This is a genomic window from Rhodococcus sp. 105337, assembly GCF_012844225.1.
Taxonomy (GTDB): domain Bacteria; phylum Actinomycetota; class Actinomycetes; order Mycobacteriales; family Mycobacteriaceae; genus Rhodococcus.
Map to the genome: position 1 here is coordinate 34,112 of NZ_JABAGQ010000011.1, position 17,881 is coordinate 51,992.

The 17,881-nt window shown below is 67.0% G+C and carries 14 protein-coding genes and 2 pseudogenes; 8 read left to right on the forward strand and 8 right to left on the reverse strand.

Annotation, left to right across the window (positions count from 1 at the left end; all coding sequences use genetic code 11):
* Nucleotides 1-64 precede the first annotated feature (64 nt).
* The 4 genes from HF886_RS16550 (at nt 65) to HF886_RS21140 (ending at nt 5,716) form a co-directional block, all read left to right on the forward strand.
* Nucleotides 65-1,429 carry a cytochrome P450 gene (locus HF886_RS16550; RefSeq protein WP_169652894.1) on the forward strand — a complete coding sequence of 455 codons (1,365 nt, stop codon included), beginning with the start codon at nt 65-67 and terminating at the stop codon, nt 1,427-1,429.
* 208 nt (nt 1,430-1,637) lie between these two features.
* Nucleotides 1,638-2,663: a DoxX family protein gene (locus tag HF886_RS16555; protein ID WP_169622972.1), complete on the forward strand. Its 1,026-nt coding sequence runs from the start codon at nt 1,638-1,640 to the stop codon at nt 2,661-2,663.
* A 247-nt stretch (nt 2,664-2,910) separates the two neighbouring features.
* Nucleotides 2,911-5,157, forward strand: coding sequence for an ATP-binding domain-containing protein (locus HF886_RS16560; protein WP_169652955.1), 2,247 nt, complete (start codon nt 2,911-2,913; stop codon nt 5,155-5,157).
* Nucleotides 5,158-5,311: 154 nt separating this feature from the next.
* Nucleotides 5,312-5,716, forward strand: coding sequence for a DUF732 domain-containing protein (locus HF886_RS21140; RefSeq protein WP_240955184.1), 405 nt, complete (start codon nt 5,312-5,314; stop codon nt 5,714-5,716).
* Nucleotides 5,717-5,740: 24 nt separating this feature from the next.
* Here the strand turns inward: HF886_RS21140 and HF886_RS16570 are convergent, their stop codons facing one another.
* Both HF886_RS16570 and uvrB read right to left on the reverse strand, forming a co-directional pair.
* Nucleotides 5,741-6,193 (reverse strand): universal stress protein, encoded by a 453-nt coding sequence (locus tag HF886_RS16570; protein ID WP_169622971.1) that lies wholly within the window; start codon nt 6,191-6,193, stop codon nt 5,741-5,743.
* A gap of 185 nt (nt 6,194-6,378) precedes the next feature.
* Nucleotides 6,379-8,538: an excinuclease ABC subunit UvrB gene (gene uvrB / locus HF886_RS16575; RefSeq protein ID WP_169622970.1), complete on the reverse strand. Its 2,160-nt coding sequence runs from the start codon at nt 8,536-8,538 to the stop codon at nt 6,379-6,381.
* Nucleotides 8,539-8,642: 104 nt separating this feature from the next.
* Between uvrB and HF886_RS16580 the strand changes: the two genes are divergently transcribed.
* Nucleotides 8,643-9,152 carry a DUF402 domain-containing protein gene (locus HF886_RS16580; RefSeq protein WP_169652895.1) on the forward strand — a complete coding sequence of 170 codons (510 nt, stop codon included), beginning with the start codon at nt 8,643-8,645 and terminating at the stop codon, nt 9,150-9,152.
* 74 nt (nt 9,153-9,226) lie between these two features.
* Here the strand turns inward: HF886_RS16580 and HF886_RS16585 are convergent.
* A pseudogene (locus tag HF886_RS16585) lies at nt 9,227-9,660 on the reverse strand (5,10-methylene tetrahydromethanopterin reductase); the annotation flags it as partial.
* 18 nt (nt 9,661-9,678) lie between these two features.
* Here HF886_RS16585 and HF886_RS16590 point away from each other — a divergent pair.
* A pseudogene (locus tag HF886_RS16590) lies at nt 9,679-10,703 on the forward strand (MFS transporter); the annotation flags it as partial.
* Nucleotides 10,704-10,764: 61 nt separating this feature from the next.
* On the opposite strand, the gene coaE reads toward HF886_RS16590, so the two are convergent.
* Nucleotides 10,765-11,982: a dephospho-CoA kinase gene (gene coaE / locus HF886_RS16595; RefSeq protein ID WP_346765390.1), complete on the reverse strand. Its 1,218-nt coding sequence runs from the start codon at nt 11,980-11,982 to the stop codon at nt 10,765-10,767.
* Between the two features lie 216 nt (nt 11,983-12,198).
* Here coaE and HF886_RS16600 point away from each other — a divergent pair, with 216 nt between their 5' ends.
* Nucleotides 12,199-12,411 (forward strand): hypothetical protein, encoded by a 213-nt coding sequence (locus HF886_RS16600; protein WP_169652896.1) that lies wholly within the window; start codon nt 12,199-12,201, stop codon nt 12,409-12,411.
* Nucleotides 12,412-12,605: 194 nt separating this feature from the next.
* Here HF886_RS16600 and rpsA read toward each other — a convergent pair whose 3' ends face one another.
* Nucleotides 12,606-14,066, reverse strand: a complete 1,461-nt coding sequence (gene rpsA / locus HF886_RS16605; RefSeq protein ID WP_072698949.1) for a 30S ribosomal protein S1 — start codon at nt 14,064-14,066, stop codon at nt 12,606-12,608.
* Nucleotides 14,067-14,298: 232 nt separating this feature from the next.
* Here rpsA and HF886_RS16610 point away from each other — a divergent pair, with 232 nt between their 5' ends.
* Nucleotides 14,299-15,210, forward strand: coding sequence for a class I SAM-dependent methyltransferase (locus tag HF886_RS16610; protein ID WP_169620018.1), 912 nt, complete (start codon nt 14,299-14,301; stop codon nt 15,208-15,210).
* Between the two features lie 17 nt (nt 15,211-15,227).
* Here the strand turns inward: HF886_RS16610 and HF886_RS16615 are convergent, their stop codons facing one another.
* From HF886_RS16615 to HF886_RS16625, 3 genes are read right to left on the reverse strand one after another with little or no spacing between them, the layout of a single operon-like run.
* Nucleotides 15,228-16,001 carry an amino acid ABC transporter ATP-binding protein gene (locus tag HF886_RS16615; RefSeq protein WP_169620019.1) on the reverse strand — a complete coding sequence of 258 codons (774 nt, stop codon included), beginning with the start codon at nt 15,999-16,001 and terminating at the stop codon, nt 15,228-15,230.
* Complete coding sequence (locus tag HF886_RS16620) at nt 15,998-16,966, reverse strand: amino acid ABC transporter permease (protein ID WP_169620020.1); 969 nt, start codon at nt 16,964-16,966, stop codon at nt 15,998-16,000. Before HF886_RS16620 ends, HF886_RS16615 begins: the two co-directional genes overlap by 4 nt.
* Nucleotides 16,967-16,976: 10 nt before the next feature.
* Nucleotides 16,977-17,849 carry an ABC transporter substrate-binding protein gene (locus tag HF886_RS16625; RefSeq protein WP_169652958.1) on the reverse strand — a complete coding sequence of 291 codons (873 nt, stop codon included), beginning with the start codon at nt 17,847-17,849 and terminating at the stop codon, nt 16,977-16,979.
* Nucleotides 17,850-17,881: the final 32 nt, after the last annotated feature.

Sequence of the window (17,881 nt, forward strand, 5' to 3'; positions counted from 1 at the left end):
TACGACGACAACACCGAGTGAAGACGATCCCGCCCGAGTATCCCTGTACCGCGAAGGAACAGCTGTGACCATCGATGACGCACCCGTCGACCGGGACCGTAAGCACCCCCGGGCCCATTTCGACCGGCACACCCCGGAATACCGGCATCGGTTCGAGGAGATCACGCATGATCTTCACGCCCGGTGCCCCCTCGCCTGGACCGACACCTACGACGGGCACTGGGTAGCCAGCGGGAGCGACGAGGTCTTCGAGCTCGCACGCAGTGCCGACGTGTCGAACGACCACGACGTTCACGGCACCCGGCGCGGATACAAGGGGATCTCGATTCCCACCGCACGTCGCGCGGCAATGGTGCGCGGCGGCATTCTCGAGATGGACGACCCCGAGCATCGCCTCTACCGGCCGGTCCTCAACCCTTACCTGTCCCCTGCCGCGGTGAAACGGTGGGAACCGTTCATCGACGAAGCAGCCCACGCCGCGCTCGACGAGAAGATCGAATCCGGACGGATCGACTTCGTCGACGACCTGGCCAACGTCGTGCCCGCCGTCCTCACCCTCGCCATGCTCGGTATCCCGATCGAGAAATGGTCCGTGTACAGCGAACCGGTGCACGCGTCGGTCTACACACCGGAGAATTCGCCGGACGCCGAGCGGGTCGCCGAGATGCACCGCGCGATGGGGATCGACCTGCTGTCGAATCTGGCCGAGATCAAGACGAACCCTCGTCCGGGACTCGTCAACGGGCTCGTCGAGTTGCGCATCGACGGCGAGCCGGCGCCCGACCTCGAACTGCTGGGCATGCTCGGACTGCTGATCGGTGGCGGTTTCGACACGACGACGGCGCTCACCGCCCACTCGCTCGAGTGGTTGTCGTCGAATCCAGACCAGCGTGACGTGCTCATCCGCGACCGCGAACAGTTGCTCGATTCGGCCACCGAAGAGTTCCTGCGCTTCTTCACGCCGGCACCGGGCGACGGGCGCACCGTCGCGGCCGACTTCGAGGTCGGTGGCACCGAGTTGCGCGAAGGTGAGCGCTTGTGGCTGTCGTGGGCGATGGCGAACCGTGACGCGACGGTCTTTCCCGATCCCGACGAGATCGTCCTGGACCGGAAAGGGAACCGGCACTTCAGTTTCGGTCTCGGAATCCATCGCTGCATCGGCTCCAACGTAGCCCGAACGGTGTTCAAGTCGATGCTCACCGCGGTACTCGACCGCATGCCGGACTTCCGGTGCGATCCCGAAGGGACGGTGCATTACGACACCATCGGTGTCATCCAGGGCATGCGGCACCTGCCCGCGTCCTTCACTCCGGGCCCCCGGAGAGGCCCGGGCCTGAGCGCCACGCTCGAGAAGCTGCAACGGATCTGCGACGAGCAGCAACTGGCCGCCCCGGTGACCGCCCGCCCGGAGGTCGCGCGCATCGATTGACGCGACGACCCTCAGGTCTCGGCCCGGTTGTGCCGGCGGGTGTGCACCCCTGCCGATTCGGGTTATCTAGAAGTTCCGTCCTATGCGAACCCCACTTCTGCGCGGAAAAGGACATCCCGGGCGACACTCCGGGATCCCGGGCATATTCCGGCAGCGGTGGGGGTACACGGGTTGCGGTGGCAACACACCCGACTACGGGAGGAATTACATGATCGTCCGGAGACTCGCGAGACCGATGCTCGCGTCCATTTTCATTGCCGGGGGCGTCGACGCCCTCCGCAATCCCGCTCCGCGGGCGAACGCGGCTCAGCCCGCGTTGGATCAGGCGGTGAATGTCCTGCCCGCCTCGGTCACCGATCGGCTCCCGAGCAACCCCGAGACGCTGATCCAGCTCAACGCCGCCGTGCAGATCGGTGCCGGCGCGCTCTTCGCGCTCGGTAAGGCACCTCGACTCTCGGCACTCGCCCTCGCAGGTTCGCTCATACCGACCACCGCCGTCGGACACGACTTCTGGAACGCTCAGGATGCGGAAACCCGTTCCAAGCAGCGCACCGAGTTCATCAAGAGTGTCAGCCTGCTGGGCGGGCTCCTCATCGCCGCGGTGGACACCGAAGGCAAACCGTCGCTCGGATGGCGAGGCCGCCGCGCGGCGCGGCACGCCCAGGCTTCCGTGGCAGCGGCTCTCCCCCTCGCAGCTTCCTCCGATCGCGGCACTGCGGAGGCCTTCAGCAACGTCGCCGATCGCGTGAAGTCCCTGACCGGTGACGCAGCCGAACACGGCGGTCATCTGCTCGATGTCGCCAAGGAACGTGGTCCCGTCCTCGCCGAGGTGGCGAAGGAACGCGGCACCGACTTCCTCGAGGTTGCGCGTGATCGTGGCCCCGTACTCGCAGAACGCGCACGGGAGCGCGGCACCGGCCTGATCGACATCGCGAAGGAACGCGGCCCCGTGTTCGCGGACACCGCACGCGAGCGCGGCACCGAACTGCTCGACGTCGCGAAGGAACGCGGCCCCGAGATCGCCGAGGTCGCCCGTGTACGCGGCACCAAGTTCCTGGACACCGCCCGTGATCGCAGCAGCGAGTGGGCACAGCTTGCAGACGAGCGTTCGGCGGTGCTCAACGCCAAGGCGCTCAAGGCCGCTGAGAAGGCACGGATCAGCGCCGAGAAGGCCCGCAAGCAGGCAGAAAAGACCATCGAGAAGAATCGTAAGGCGCTCGAGAAGAAGCGGTAAGACCGCCTCGAGACGAGCACAGCGAGCGGAGTGATCGGCTTCCGCGGCAGGCACGTGGATCCACCCGGATCCGCGTGCCTGCGCTTTGTCTCCGGGTGTTCCTCGACGCCCCCGGCGATCCGACTAGACTTCTCGGGCACTTCCGTCGACGCCCCCACGCGTTCGATCTGTCCCTATCCGAGGAGTTCATGTGCCGGCCGATGGCGCGTCCCACCCAGACCTCGAGCCTGAGCAGGCCTACGTCTCGATGCTCTACCGGCACCTCGACGACCTGCGCGACTACGCGAAGACGAGGCTGACCCGCGTGCTCCGGGAGTCGGGGGGCACCCCGCAGGCACGCTCCGAACGTGAGTCGTTCACCCAGATGTATACCGAGGATCTCGCGAAGTACGACGCCGCGGAACACGGCCTGTGCTTCGGGCGGATCGACGTGCGGGACGACGAGGTCGACAACGACGGGGGCCTCGACAGCCGATACATCGGGCGCATCGGAATTCTGGACGAAGACAACGACTACGAGTCGCTTCTCCTCGACTGGCGGGCACCGCAGGCGCGGCCTTTCTATCTCGCCACGCCGGCAACACCCGACGGCGTGGTGCTGCGTCGCCACATCCGCAGTCGTGGACGTTCGGTGACCGCCCTGAACGACGAATACCTCGATCTCGACGCCGCGCAGGAGCACTCCGACACCCCGGCTGCAGGCGGAGTCGCCGGCGAGTCCGCCCTGCTGGCGGCCCTCAACGCCGCCCGCACCGGGCAGATGCACGACATCGTGGCCACCATCCAGGCCCAGCAGGACGCGATCATCCGCTCCGAGCACCGAAGCGTGCTCGTGGTGCAAGGCGGGCCGGGAACGGGCAAGACTGCGGTGGCGCTGCACCGCGCCGCATACCTGCTCTACACGTACCGGAAGCAACTCGCGAAGAGCGGCGTGCTCATCATCGGCCCGAATTCCACCTTCCTCGACTACATCGGTCAGGTGCTGCCCTCCCTCGGTGAGACGGGCGTGCTGCTGTCCACCATCGGCGACCTGTATCCGGGTGTGAAGGCCACGCTGGACGACAGCCGCGAGGCCGGTGAACTCAAGGGGTCGTCGGCCATGGTCGACATCCTCAAGAAGGCGGTGCGGGACCGGCAGGAAGTCCCGAGTTCCCCGGTGCCCGTCTCGTTCGACACCTACCGCCTCATGCTCGACCGGAAATCTGTCTCGCGTGCACGCGGCCGGGCGCGCTCGTCGCGTCGGCCACACAATCTGGCTCGTCCGATTTTCGTGTCCGCGGTCATCGAAGCGCTCGCAGACCAGCTCGCCTCCATCATCGGTACCGACCTGGTCAACGGCGGAAACCTGCTCAGCCGCGACGACATCGACGACATCCGGTCGGAGATGCGGGCGGACCGGGACATCGTCTCCGCGATCGACGCCTTGTGGCCGGAACTGACCCCGCAGCAGGTGCTCACGGATCTGCTCGGCTCACGGGAACGTCTTGCCTCGGCCGCTCCGCACTTCTCGGAAGACCAGATCGAGGCTCTCTACCGCCCGGACGGTGCAGGACGTTTCAGCGCCGCCGATGCCCCGTTGCTCGACGAGATCGCCGAACTGCTCGGGGTCGACGACGCGGCGGAACGAGAACGCGCGTCCCGTAGGTGGCGCAGGCAGATCGCCGATGCCCAAGGCGCACTCGACATCCTCACCGGTTCCGCACCGCAGGATCTCGAGGACGACCTCGACCCCGAACTGCTCATGGCGTACGACCTGATCGACGCGTCCCAGCTTGCGGAGCGCCAGGACCACCGGGACCACGAGACCACCGCGGAACGTGCTGCCGGTGATCGGACCTGGACCTACGGGCACGTGATCGTCGACGAAGCGCAGGAACTGTCGGAGATGGCGTGGCGGGCGCTGATGCGCCGAATCCCGAACCGGTGGATGACCCTCGTGGGCGACACCGCCCAGACCGGTGATCCGGCGGGCAGCACGTCGTGGCAGCGGGTCCTCGAGCCGTATGTCGCGAACCGGTGGAAGAAGGCCGAACTCACCGTCAACTACCGGACACCGGCAGAGATCATGCGGGTCGCGCACGCGGTGCTCGCGGAGATCGACCCCGAGCAACTCCCGCCGGAGTCGGTGCGCGAATCCGGCTACGAACCCTGGGCACGTTCGGTGGAGGCCGAAAGCTTGGTCGACGCGGTGCGCAGTGCACTGGACGAGGAGTCGGGACCGGGCACGACGGCGGTTCTGGTACCTGCCCGCCTGGTGGCGGAGTGGGCGCACCTCGCCTCACCGTCGGTGACGGTCGCTGCCGTCAAGGACGTCAAGGGCCTCGAGTTCGACGCCGTGCTGCTGGTGGAGCCGTCCGAGATAGTGTCGGAATCTCCCCGCGGCATGAACGACCTCTATGTCGCACTGACCCGAGCGACCCAGAGACTCGGCGTGCTGCACACCACCCCGCTCCCCCGGGTGCTCGACGGACTCGCCGCCCAGGCGCGGTGTTGAGCGGGGGCCGTCTCGAGGTAGCGGTGTGGAAGCAGCACGCCGTGGATCGGAACGATTCCGTTATGCCGGGAAGGTACGGTCCTGTGCACGGTGCCGTACGCCACGGCACCGCCGACAGAAACGTCCGGTTCGTCGACGGTGTGAGGTGAGGGTGATGGGACGGGGACGGTGGCCGATCGGCGCCGCGGCTCGGGTTCTGCTCGCCGGCGCGGCAGTGCTCGCGGCTGCCGCATGCTCGGCCGGCACAGCCGACCCCGTCGAGGCGGTGGAGACACCCACCGCCACGGCCGCGGCCGAGCCACCGGTACTGGACGCGCGCGCGACACGCATGAAGGAGACACTGGACGAAGCGGGACTGGTCGCAGATGTTCCGGACGAGACCCTGCTCGCGGTCGCGCGCGGACTGTGCGATCAGATCGCAGCCGGAATGCCGGAGGAACGCATCCTGGAGACAGCGCGGCCGATCGCGTCGTACGCCGCGGCGGCGACGCATACGACGGTGCCGGGCGACGATGCCGCCCGGCACTATGTCGAGATCACGCGCGAGACCTACTGCTGACTCCCGCGCGTTCGCGGAACTCTGTCAGCGGACGGTGTGCACGACCAGCACGTCGGAGGTCGCTTTCCGGGCCACGTCCGACGGCACCGAGCCGAGGAGCCTGCCGGTGAGGGTGTTCAGTCCGCGGTTACCGATCACGATGAGATCCGCCTCGACCTCTGCGACGAGGGCGAGGAGGGATTCCACGGGCGAACCGACGACGGGCCGTTCGACGATGTTCTTCGCGCCCGCCACGGTGGCCTTTTCCCGTGCCGTGCGGAGGATTTCGTAGGTCGGTGCGGATCCGGTGACCTGGTAGGCCTCGTCGCGCAACACGTCTGCGGCGTGTGCGGTGTCCTTGGGATCGGCCGGGTAGTACGCACAGGCGATCACCAACTTGGCGCCGGCGTCTCCCGCGAGGGCAGCTGCCTTCTCCACCGCCTTGTACGACGATTCCGAACCGTCCGTCCCGACGACAATGGTCCGGTAGGCGCTCATTCGTTCCTCCATCGTGTTCCGGTCACCGGCGCGTGCCGCCGATGGTGCCGGTGGAAGAAATGCGAACCCTCCCCCCGGCGCTGGCGTAGACAGTATCGGGACACCGGGGCGCATGGGGGATTTGGGTCCCACGCCACAGGGACGCGTCCCGGACCCTCGCGGCCGCCGGGAGCGGTTATCCGGATCTACTTCAGACCGGCGGCGTCCATCCCCCGCAATTCCTTCTTGAGATCGGCGATCTCGTCGCGGAGCCGACCCGCCAGCTCGAACTGCAGATCGCGTGCGGCCTGCATCATCTGGTCGGTGAGTTGCTGCACGAGGTCGGCCAATTCGGCGCGCGGCATCGTCGTGGTGTCGCGACCTTCGACGACACCGGAACTCGTCGCGCGTCCCGACTCGCCCTGGGCGCGACGTCCGCGCGAGGCATTGCGGCCCGATCCGCCCACCTCGATGGCTTCGGTGTCCTCAGCTTCCTGATACACCTGGTCCATGATGTTGGCGATCTTCTTGCGCAACGGCTGCGGGTCGAGGCCGTGCTCCTTGTTGTAAGCGATCTGCTTCTCGCGCCGGCGGTCCGTCTCGTCGATGGCGCGCGCCATCGAGTCGGTGATCTTGTCGGCGTACATGTGCACTTCGCCGGAGACGTTGCGCGCCGCGCGCCCGATGGTCTGAATCAGCGACGTGCTCGAGCGGAGGAACCCCTCCTTGTCGGCGTCCAGGATCGCCACCAGCGACACCTCGGGGAGGTCGAGACCCTCACGGAGCAGGTTGATGCCCACGAGCACGTCGTACTCGCCCAGACGCAACTGCCGGAGCAGTTCGACGCGGCGCAACGTGTCGATGTCGGAGTGCAGGTACCGCACCCGGATACCGAGTTCGAGCAGGTAGTCGGTGAGGTCCTCGGCCATCTTCTTCGTCAGCGTCGTGACGAGCACACGTTCGTCGCGCTCGGCCCGCTCCCGGATCTCGTGGATGAGGTCGTCGATCTGGCCCTTGGTGGGCTTGACGACGACCTTCGGGTCTACCAGTCCGGTCGGGCGGATCACCTGTTCGACGAATTCGCCGCCGGTCCGTCCGAGTTCGTACGGTCCGGGCGTCGCCGACAGGTAGACGGTCTGGCCGATTCGAGACGCGAACTCCTCCCAGGTGAGCGGCCGGTTGTCGACGGCCGAGGGCAGGCGGAAACCGAATTCGACGAGGTTGCGCTTGCGCGACATGTCGCCTTCGTACATGGCGCCGATCTGCGGCACCGTGACGTGGGACTCGTCGATGACGAGGAGGAAGTCTTCCGGGAAGTAGTCGATCAGCGTCGCGGGTGCGGTGCCGGCGGGCCGGCCGTCGATGTGCCGCGAGTAATTCTCGATGCCGGAGCAGAATCCGACCTGCCGGATCATCTCGAGATCGTACTGCGTGCGCATCCGCAGCCGCTGCGCCTCCAGAAGCTTGCCGCGGTTCTCGAGATCGGCGAGACGCTCCTCGAGTTCGGCTTCGATGTCCTTGACCGCGCGTTCCATCCGCTCGGGTCCGGCCACGTAGTGCGTCGCGGGGAAGATCCGCAACGAATCGACCTTGCGGACGACGTCGCCGGTGAGCGGGTGCAGGTAGTACAGGGCCTCGATCTCGTCGCCGAAGAACTCGATGCGGACCGCGAGTTCCTCGTAGGCAGGGATGATGTCGACGGTGTCGCCCTTCACACGGAACGAGCCGCGGGTGAACGCGAGGTCGTTGCGGTTGTACTGCACGTCGACGAGCAGGCGGAGCAGGGCGTCGCGCGGAACTTCGAGGCCGACCTCGAGCTGGATCGAGCGGTCGAGGTAGGACTGCGGGGTGCCGAGGCCGTAGATGCAGGACACCGAGGCGACCACCACGACGTCGCGGCGGGAGAGCAGCGACGAACTGGCCGAGTGACGCAACCGCTCGACGTCGTCGTTGATCGACGAGTCCTTCTCGATGTAGGTGTCGGTCTGCGCGATGTACGCCTCGGGCTGGTAGTAGTCGTAGTACGACACGAAGTACTCGACCGCATTGTTGGGCAGCATCTCCCGCAGCTCGTTGGCGAGCTGCGCGGCGAGAGTCTTGTTGGGTGCCATCACGAGGGTGGGACGTTGCAGCCGCTCGATGAGCCACGCGGTGGTAGCGGACTTGCCGGTACCCGTGGCACCGAGCAGGACGACGTCTTTCTCCCCCGCCTTCAGCCTGCGCTCGAGTTCGTCGATCGCGGCGGGCTGGTCGCCGGCGGGTTCGTATTCGCTGACGACCTCGAACGGGGCGTCGGTGCGTTCGATCTCCCCCACCGGACGGAACTCGGAATGGGCGACTACAGGATGCTCACTTGCGAACGCCATGTTTCCAGGGTAATTGCTCCCACCGACACGTGCGGCGCGCCGCCGAGCCCGCCGCTCCCCGCCAGGCGCAACGCCCGTTCCCGCGCGGACGGTAACGTGCGGTCATGACGCCGCACCTTCACCCCGTCAAAGAGGAACGTTTCGATGTTCCCGCGCAGACCAACACCGACCCGAAGGGCAATGTGCGGCCGGTGGACGTGTACCGGGTCGAGCCGTGGGGGCTGTACATGGCGCGGCCGGCGGACCACCACGAGTTCGGGTACGTGGAGTCCTGGCTGCTGCCGTCCCGGCATCTGCGCGTGACGATCTTCCATTACCGACCCGGGCACGAGCGCGACCTGGATCGGTACGTCGATGTGGGCGAGTACTGGCGAGACGGTGACGTGTGGCATTCGCGCGACCACTACCTCGATCTTCTCGTCCGCACCGGCCGTGGCACCGCGGTAGAAGATGTCGACGAACTGTTCGCCGCCGTCGCCGCGGGTCTGCTCGACACGGACGACGCCGAACTGGCCGTCCTGCGCGCGTTCGAAGCGGTCGACGGCATCGCCGCCCACGGTCACGACGTCGACGCGTGGCTGAGCTCGGTCGGGCTGCCGATCAGCTGGCAGTGACGCCCGCCGCTCCCCTGCTCATTCCCGGGCTCCGGCCCCGCTCGCAGCCGGAGCTACGAGCCGGTGCGGCGACCCGGGACGACCTCGCGACCGAGGATCTCGATCTGCTCGAGCACCACGTCGAGCGGCAGACCGGCGTGATCCATGAGGAACAGCTGACGCTGGTAGTCGCCCGCGTAGTCGGCGAAACCGAGGGTGCGCTCGACGACCTGTTCGGGGGTGCCCACGGTGAGCGGGGTCGTCGCAGAGAATTCCTCGAGGGACGGGCCGTGGCCGTACACCGGCGCGTTGTCGAAATACGGACGGACGATGCGCCTGGCCTCGGCTTCGGTTCCGCCATGAATACCTGGCCGCCGAGTCCGACGACGGCCTGCTCGGCCGCGCCGTGCCCGTACTGTTCGAAGCGGTTCCGGTACGGGGTGATCATCTGCCGGGTGTGTTCCTTGTTCCAGGAGCCGTCGCCGTAGAACGCTGGCTGTTCAGCGATTCCAGGCCACCGAGAACTACCACCTGCTCCGGCGCCTCGTCGAGCCCGGCAGAATCGACGATCGCCGCGTTCGGGACGCTGGCGGTCGGCTACGTCGCACGGCCCTTGGGGGGGTTTGGTATTCGGGCATTGCAGCGATCGGCTAGGCCGCAAGTCGATGCGGCGCGGCGTTGATGGTCGCGGAGCACTCCGGCGCCCGTCGACGGGGCTTCTGGACCGGCCTCATGCAACTCGGCTCCCCCATCGGATTTCTGCTGTCCACCCTGGCGGTCATGCTCGTCACTCTGCTTCCGAACGAATCGTTCGAGTCGTGGGGCTGGCGCATTCCGTTCATTGCCAGCGCGGCACTCCTGGCGATCGGCCTGTACGTCCGCATGAGCGTCGTCGAAAGTCCGGTCTTCGAAGAGGCCGCGGCGAAGGCACGGCGAGCGCGACACCGCCGGTGCTACAACTGCTTCGCCAGCCTCGTCCACTCGTCCTTGCCTGCGCAGTGGGCATCGGACCTTTCGCGTTGACCGCGCTCATCACCTCGCACATCATCTCGTACACCACCTCGATCGGGTACGAGTCTTCCACTGTCATGCGGATTCTGGTGGCGATGGCAGCAACCTCGGTCATCACGATCCCACTGTTCTCGGCCCTGTCCGACCGCATCGGCCGGCGGACGGTGAGCCTCACCGGCGCGGCTGTGGCCGTGCTGTATGCCTTGTATTCGATGATCGACGCCGGTTCGGTTGCGGTGCTGACCGTCGCGCTGATGCTCGGGCAGGTGGTGCAGTCCGCGATGTACGCGCCCCCCGCGCCGATGCTCTCTGAGATGTTCGGAACGAACGTGCGATATACCGGGGTGTCGTTCGGTTACCAGTTCGCCAGCCTGATCGGCGCAGGCTTTACCCCGATGATCGCTGCGAGCCTGCTGGTTGCCTTCGAGTGTGCCGCTGAGCCTCCTACTCGCGGCGACCGCCGGAATCACCATCCTCGCAGCGTGGACCGCGTCGGAAACGAGCGGAAAGAACCTGGAACCAGCAAAATGGAGTAGAGCCCACGACGGACCCGGTGGGTAGGCCCTGTTGTGCAGGGTCTACCCACTGCAAAGGAAAGCCGACACCGGAGAAGGGCGTCCGGCTATGCGCTCCAGCCGGTGTCCTGCGCCCATGCCCACGCGCGGTGGTAGGCGCGGTCGAACCAGGGCGACTTCGCCTCGCTGTACGCCACGGCCGACTCCAACGGATCACCGAATGCCGACGCCGCGTCTGCTGCGGCACGTTTGACGTCGGCGTATTCCGCGGCCGCTTCCGCGTCGGCACGCAGCCAATCGCGTAGCAGCAGCGCGAACTGCTGCCCGGGCCAGCCGTCGACGCGCACCGCGACCCGCGCGGGCTGCCCAGGATCGGCGCTTCCGTGCAACCGCATCGCCCACAACGCAGGGTCCGTCTCGCCGCCCGCGCCGTACGAGGGCTTCGGCTGGTCGTGATCGACCTGCTCGATACGAGGGAAACCTGCGACGGCCAGCGGCTCGGCGAGCGCGTCGGCGGCAGCGAGGTCCGGCACCGTGACCTGCAGATCGAGCGCGTCGACTGCGTCGAGCCCTGGCACTGCGGTCGATCCCACGTGGTCGATGCGCAGCGCGCTGCCGCCACAGGCCACGGCGAGCCGGGCGATCAGTCGTTGCGCTGACCGATCCCATTCGGGGCGTGCCGGAACGAGTACCGGCGCCGGTGTCACCGCGGTGCGGGTGCGCACGTTGCGTTCGAACGGCACCAGACGGTCTGCCCACAGCGTCCGTACCCGGCTCACCACATCGTCCGGCTCGCCGGTGTTGTCGAGCCAGACATCGGCCACCACGCGCCGCTGCTCTTCCGTGGCCTGCGCCGCGATCCGGGCACGAGCGTCGGACTCGGGCATTCCCCGTAGCTCGACCAGCCGGCGGAGTCGCTCGTCCTCCCCCGCGTGCACGACGGCCACCAGATGGAAGATCGGGGCCATTCCACCTTCGACGAGCAACGGAATGTCCTGTACGACGACTGCATCCTCCGGTGCCGCAGCAACGAGTTCGGCGGTGCGAGCGCCGACCCGCGGGTGGGTGATGGCATTGAGGACGGCGCGTGCGTCGTCGGTGGCGAACGCTTTGGCCGCGAGCGCGGGCCGGTCCAGCGAGCCGTCCGGCCGGAGAATGTCCTCTCCGAACGCGTCGACGAGTTCGGCGAGACCTTCCGAACCCGGCTCGACGATCTCGCGCGCGATCGCGTCGGCGTCGACGAGCACCGCCCCGAGATTCACGAGTTCCTTGGCGACAGTGGACTTACCCGCGCCGATACCTCCGGTCAACCCCATTCGCAGCACGCCGACCAGTGTCGCACCACACAGCCGAGCACCGTGAGTCGACCCGCCGCTGTCACGGCACAGTCACGGCACGGTCACAAGCTGGTCGCGACCGCGGCCTTCCTGGGGAAACACGGCCTTTCACCTGCGGTAAATGACCGGCAGGGCTCTTCGCGTCCGATATCGTCTTGGCGAAGCGTCCGACTCCGGTTATCCCGTTCATCGAGAAGGCAGGCTATGCGTTCCTCCCCCTCACCTTCCGGTCGACATCGCCTCGGTATGGAACACGGTATTCACTGCGTCCTCATTCCCGAGGTGGCCGCCGCGCTCGCCGAGCATCGGCGCAACTGGTTCACCACGCTGCTGAGCAATGCGCGGCACAGTCACGCCGCGATGCGTAAGCGCGCGGCCGCACTTCCCGCGCAGTGGGCAACCCCCGCCGTGGGCTGATCCCGCACGGGCCGGACCGCTACGGTCACACACCACAACGGCGACCCCTCCCGACAGGAGGTGGTCGCCGTCGTCGTCCGAGCCCGGGAGCGCCGCATGACGCACCGACGCAACCGGCACCGAACGCAGAAAAGCGGAAGACCCCGCACCGAATCGGTGCGGGGTCTTCCGTCGATCAGAGTCGATCAGATCTGTCAGGCGTTGCCGGACAGCTTCTCGCGCAGTGCAGCGAGCTGAGCATCGCTGGCCAGCGAGCCACCGGTCTGCTCGGCGGGCTCTTCGGCATCCGTCTCGGACGAGTAGTTGCTGCTGGACACGCCGGCAGCAGCCTCGGCAGCCTCGTCGGCGGCCATCTTCTCGATCTGAGCGGTGTGCATCTTGTGACGACGCTCGGCCTCCGCGTAGCGGGACTCCCACTCCTCACGCTGCTTCTCGTAACCCTCGAGCCATTCGTTGGTCTCGGGATCGAAGCCCTCGGGGAAGATGTAGTTGCCCTGCTCGTCGTAGCTGTCGGCCATGCCGTACTTCGACGGGTCGAACTCGGCCGTGTAGTCCTCGTTCGCCTGCTTCAGCGACAGCGAGATACGACGACGCTCGAGGTCGATGTCGATGACCTTGACCATCGCGTCGTCGCCGACTGCGACAACCTGGTCCGGGACCTCCACGTGGCGCTCGGCCAGCTCGGAGATGTGCACGAGGCCTTCGATTCCCTCTTCGACGCGCACGAACGCACCGAACGGAACCAGCTTCGTGACCTTGCCCGGGACGATCTGGCCGATCGCGTGGGTCCGGGCGAACTGACGCCACGGATCTTCCTGCGTCGCCTTGAGCGAGAGGGACACGCGCTCGCGGTCCAGGTCGACGTCGAGAACCTCGACGGTGACCTCGGTGCCGACCTCGACAACCTCGGACGGGTGATCGATGTGCTTCCAGGACAGCTCGGAGACGTGCACGAGGCCGTCGACACCGCCGAGATCGACGAAGGCGCCGAAGTTGACGATGGAGGACACGACGCCCTTGCGGACCTGGCCCTTCTGGAGCTGGTGCAGGAACTCGCTGCGGACCTCGGACTGGGTCTGCTCGAGCCATGCGCGGCGCGACAGGACCACGTTGTTGCGGTTCTTGTCGAGCTCGATGATCTTGGCCTCGATCTCCTTGCCGACGTACGGCTGGAGGTCGCGGACGCGACGCATCTCGACGAGCGACGCGGGCAGGAAGCCACGCAGGCCGATGTCGAGGATCAGGCCGCCCTTGACGACCTCGATGACGGTGCCCTTGACGGCCTCGTCCTTCTCCTTGAGCTCCTCGATCGTGCCCCAGGCGCGCTCGTACTGCGCACGCTTCTTGGACAGGATCAGACGGCCTTCCTTGTCCTCCTTGGTGAGGACCAGAGCCTCGACCTCATCGCCCACGGACACGACCTCGTTGGGGTCGACGTCGTGCTTGATGGAGAGCTCACGGGAGGGGATGACGCCTTCGGTCTTGTAACCGATGTCGAGCAGCACCTCGTCGCGGTCGACCTTGACGATCGTGCCTTCGACGATGTCGCCATCGTTGAAGTACTTGATCGTGGCGTCGATGGCGGCGAGGAAATCCTCGGCGGAGCCGATGTCGTTTACGGCTACCTGCGGCGAGGTGACGGTGGTGGAGGCCATGTGTTGAGTTGCTCCGGACGGGTTGATAGTCGGTTGATGGAACTTCGGTCGGGCATGCGAATCGGGCACTGCGATGAAGCGGTGATCGAATCACGGCGAGCGTCCCCGTCCGACCGATGAAGCCGAGCAGCGGACACTCGCGACCACCAGGCTACGCGTCCGCAGGGGAGCTGGGCAAACCAGGACGCCCCACCCGCGTGCCCGCCCCCGCGAGACCTTTACGCTCGGATCCATGCCCAGCCCCGAAAACTCCTCCGGCACAGCACCTCACCAGTCCCAGCTGTCACCCGAGGAACGGCACGCATCCGCGAACGCGCTCCTCGGCACCGCCAAGGTCGGGCGCCTCCGGCTCGGCTCCCGCGACAGCGAGCGCGCAAGCAGGGCGTGGTGGGACGCCGACGCCGAGGACTACCACCGCACGCACGGCGAGTTCCTCGGCGTCGACTCGGCCGCCGGTGAGTTCGTCTGGTGCCCCGAAGGACTCCACGAGGGCGACGTCCATCTGCTCGGCGACATCGCGGGGCGGGATGTGCTCGAGATCGGTTGCGGGTCCGCTCCGTGCGCGCGGTGGCTGGCCGAGCACGGCGCACACCCCGTCGGACTCGACATCTCGATGGCGATGCTCGAGCGCGGCCTGGCCGCGATGGACGCCACGGACACACCCCGGGAGCGTCGCGTTCCGCTCGTGCAGGCCGGCGCCGAGAATCTCCCGTTCGCGGACGGGAGCTTCGACGTGGTGTGTTCGGCCTTCGGGGCCGTGCCCTTCGTCGCGGATTCGGCGCAGGTCATGCGGGAGGTCGCGAGGGTGCTGCGACCGGGAGGCCGCTGGGTGTTCTCCGTCAATCACCCGATGCGGTGGATCTTCCCGGACGACCCGACCGAAAAGGGACTGGTCGCGATGTTCCCCTACTTCGATCGCACGCCCTATGTAGAACTCGACGACGCCGGCACCGCCACCTACGTCGAACACCACCGCACCATCGGCGACCGGGTGCGCGAACTCGTCGGCGCAGGACTCGAGGTCTACGACATCATCGAACCCGAGTGGCCCGAGCATCTCGACCGCGAGTGGGGACAGTGGAGCCCTCTGCGCGGCGAGTACTTCCCGGGCACCGCGATCTTCTGCAGCCGCAAACGGCACTGACCCGGGCGCCGGCCCAGCTACAGCAGGCGTGACAGGAACCCGCGGGTGCGCTCGTGCTGCGGGTTCGACAGCACCTCACGCGGATTGCCGGCTTCGACGACGACACCGCCGTCCATGAACACGAGTTCGTCGGCGACCTCGCGCGCGAAACCCATCTCGTGGGTGACCACGACCATCGTCATTCCGCCGGCAGCGAGATCCCGCATCACGGCGAGGACCTCACCCACCAGTTCCGGATCGAGCGCCGAGGTGGGCTCGTCGAAGAGCATGAGCTTGGGGTCCATCGCGAGGGCACGGGCAATGGCGACGCGCTGCTGCTGGCCACCCGACAACTGCGCCGGGTACGCGTCGGCCTTGTCGGACAGGCCCACGCGGGCAAGGAGTTCACGCGCACGCTCCACCGCCTCCGCGCGCTTGACCTTCTTCACCAGCATCGGAGCCTCGATGATGTTCTCGAGCGCCGTGCGGTGCGGGAACAGATTGAAGTGCTGGAAGACCATGCCGATCTCGCGGCGCTGCCGGGCGGCGACCTTGGGCGAAAGCTCGTGGAGCTTGGAACCGCGTTCGGCGTAACCGACGAGGTCACCGTCGACGTAGAGGCGCCCGGCGTCGACGCGTTCGAGGTGGTTGATGCACCGCAGGAAGGTGGACTTGCCGGACCCGGACGGGCCGATCATGCATGCGACCTGACCGCGTCCCACCTCGAGAGAGATGCCTTTGAGCACCTTGACGGCCCCGAAGTTCTTGCACACGCGGTCCGCGCGAACCATCGGCGTTTCGGTCGAGGTCATGCGAGCCCACCTCCGGGGTGCTTCGGGGTCTTCGGCGCGGCGGCCGGCGTGTCCTGTGCGTCGGCGAGGGCCTGCAACTGGCGGTTCGTCAACTGGCGGCTCAGCCCCTTCGAGTAGTGCCGTTCGATGAAGTATTGGCCCACCATCAGCACGCTGGTGATGGCGAGATACCAGGTCGCGGCGACGAGCAGCAGCGGGATGGGCTGGAAGTTCGCGCCCGAGATGTCTCGCGCTCGGCCGTACAACTCGAGGCTGTAGGGCACCGCCGCCACGAGCGAGGTGGTCTTGAGCATGCTGATCAGTTCGTTGCCCGTCGGCGGGATGATCACCCGCATGGCCTGGGGCAGCACGGTGCGCCGGATGGTCTGGGACCATGACATCCCGAGCGCGGTCGACGCCTCGACCTGCCCTTCCGGAACCGATCCGATGCCGGCGCGCACGATCTCCGCCATATAGGCGGCTTCGTTGAGGGCGAGACCGACGACGGCGAACAGGAATGCAGCGTTGAGCCCTTGGACGTCGATGTGGACGAACTGGTGCACGAACGGGATGCCGAGATCGATCTGCTTGTAGATCGAGGGAAACAGGCCCCAGAGGACGAGTTGCACGTAGACCGGGGTGCCACGGAAGACCCAGAGATACAGCCACGACACCGACTTGAGCACCGGGTTCGGCGACAGTCGCATCACGGCGAGGAGGACACCGAGCAGCACCGCGATCAGCATCGCGAGTGCCGTCAACTGCACCGTCTTCCACGCGGCTGCGGTGATGCGGCTGTCGAAGAGGTACTGGCCGTACACATCCCAGCGGTAGGCCTCGTTGGTGGCCGCGCCCCACAGGAACAGGCCCAGCCCGATCAGCACCAGTGCCCCGGAGATCCAGCGTCCGGGGTGCCGGAGAGGAACCGCCTGGATCGGTTCCGGTTCGGTCGCAGGCGCACCGCTCGGATGCGTGTGCTCGCTCATCGGTTCCCTCTCAGCTCGTTGCCGCATTGATCTGCGACGTGGTGATCGCCCCGACCGACATGTTCCAGCGCTCGAGGATCTCGGCGTAGACACCGGTGTCGATGAGGTACTGGACGCCCTGTTGCAGTACGGGGCCCAGCGGTGATCCCTTCGCGACGACGAAGCCGTACGGCGCCGCGTCGAACAGCGGTCCCGCCGCCTCGAGTCGGTCCTCGCTGCGGGCGATGACGTACGCGGTGACCGGTGAGTCGGCGGACAGGGCGTCGACGCGTCCGAGGATGAGCGCGTTCGCCGCTTCGTCCTGGCTGTCGTACTTGACCTTGTCGATCGGCGGGAGCCCTGCGGCGACACACGCCTCGTTCTTCGCGGGGATTTCTTCGATGTCCTCGACCGTGTTGGTCTGCACCGCGACACGCATCCCGCAGGCGTTGTCGGGATCGACGTGCTCGCCGGTCCGTTGTGCCCACTGCACGCCGGCGTTGTAGTAGGTCACGAAGTCGACCGTTTCCTCACGTTCCAGCGTGTCGGTGAACGACGAGGAACCCAGATCGAAGGTGCGGGCCTGCACCGCCGGGATGATCCGGTCGAAGTCGGCCTCGTTGAAGACTGTCTGCACGCCCAGCACGTCGCCGAGCGCCTGCACGAGTTCGACACCGAAGCCGACGATCGTGCCGTCGTCGTCCCGGAACTCGTTCGGGGCGTAGGGCACGTTGACGCCGATCTGGAGGTCGGGGTCGGAGGCCCAGTCGGGAAGCTGGGACGCGATGCTGTCGACGCGTTCGGCGCGGACGCGGTCGCCCGCGGGCACGGTCGATTCCGAGTTGACGACACACCCCGTCGTGACACACAGCACCGCGAACAGGGATACACACGCTGCCGCGATGCCTCGACCGCGGCGCGTTCCGCTCGCCTTGC

Bases quoted from the DNA above. Each gene is read 5' to 3' on its own strand.
- HF886_RS16570 (WP_169622971.1), bottom strand. From the start codon at position 6,193: ATGAGCGCCTACCGGACCATTGTCGTCGGGACGGACGGTTCGGAATCG.
- rpsA (WP_072698949.1), bottom strand. From the start codon at position 14,066: ATGGCCTCCACCACCGTCACCTCGCCGCAGGTAGCCGTAAACGACATC.
- HF886_RS21140 (WP_240955184.1), top strand. From the start codon at position 5,312: ATGGGACGGGGACGGTGGCCGATCGGCGCCGCGGCTCGGGTTCTGCTC.
- uvrB (WP_169622970.1), bottom strand. From the start codon at position 8,538: ATGGCGTTCGCAAGTGAGCATCCTGTAGTCGCCCATTCCGAGTTCCGT.
- HF886_RS16560 (WP_169652955.1), top strand. From the start codon at position 2,911: ATGCTCTACCGGCACCTCGACGACCTGCGCGACTACGCGAAGACGAGG.
- HF886_RS16610 (WP_169620018.1), top strand. From the start codon at position 14,299: ATGCCCAGCCCCGAAAACTCCTCCGGCACAGCACCTCACCAGTCCCAG.
- HF886_RS16600 (WP_169652896.1), top strand. From the start codon at position 12,199: ATGCGTTCCTCCCCCTCACCTTCCGGTCGACATCGCCTCGGTATGGAA.
- HF886_RS16615 (WP_169620019.1), bottom strand. From the start codon at position 16,001: ATGACCTCGACCGAAACGCCGATGGTTCGCGCGGACCGCGTGTGCAAG.
- HF886_RS16620 (WP_169620020.1), bottom strand. From the start codon at position 16,966: ATGAGCGAGCACACGCATCCGAGCGGTGCGCCTGCGACCGAACCGGAA.
- HF886_RS16580 (WP_169652895.1), top strand. From the start codon at position 8,643: ATGACGCCGCACCTTCACCCCGTCAAAGAGGAACGTTTCGATGTTCCC.
- HF886_RS16555 (WP_169622972.1), top strand. From the start codon at position 1,638: ATGATCGTCCGGAGACTCGCGAGACCGATGCTCGCGTCCATTTTCATT.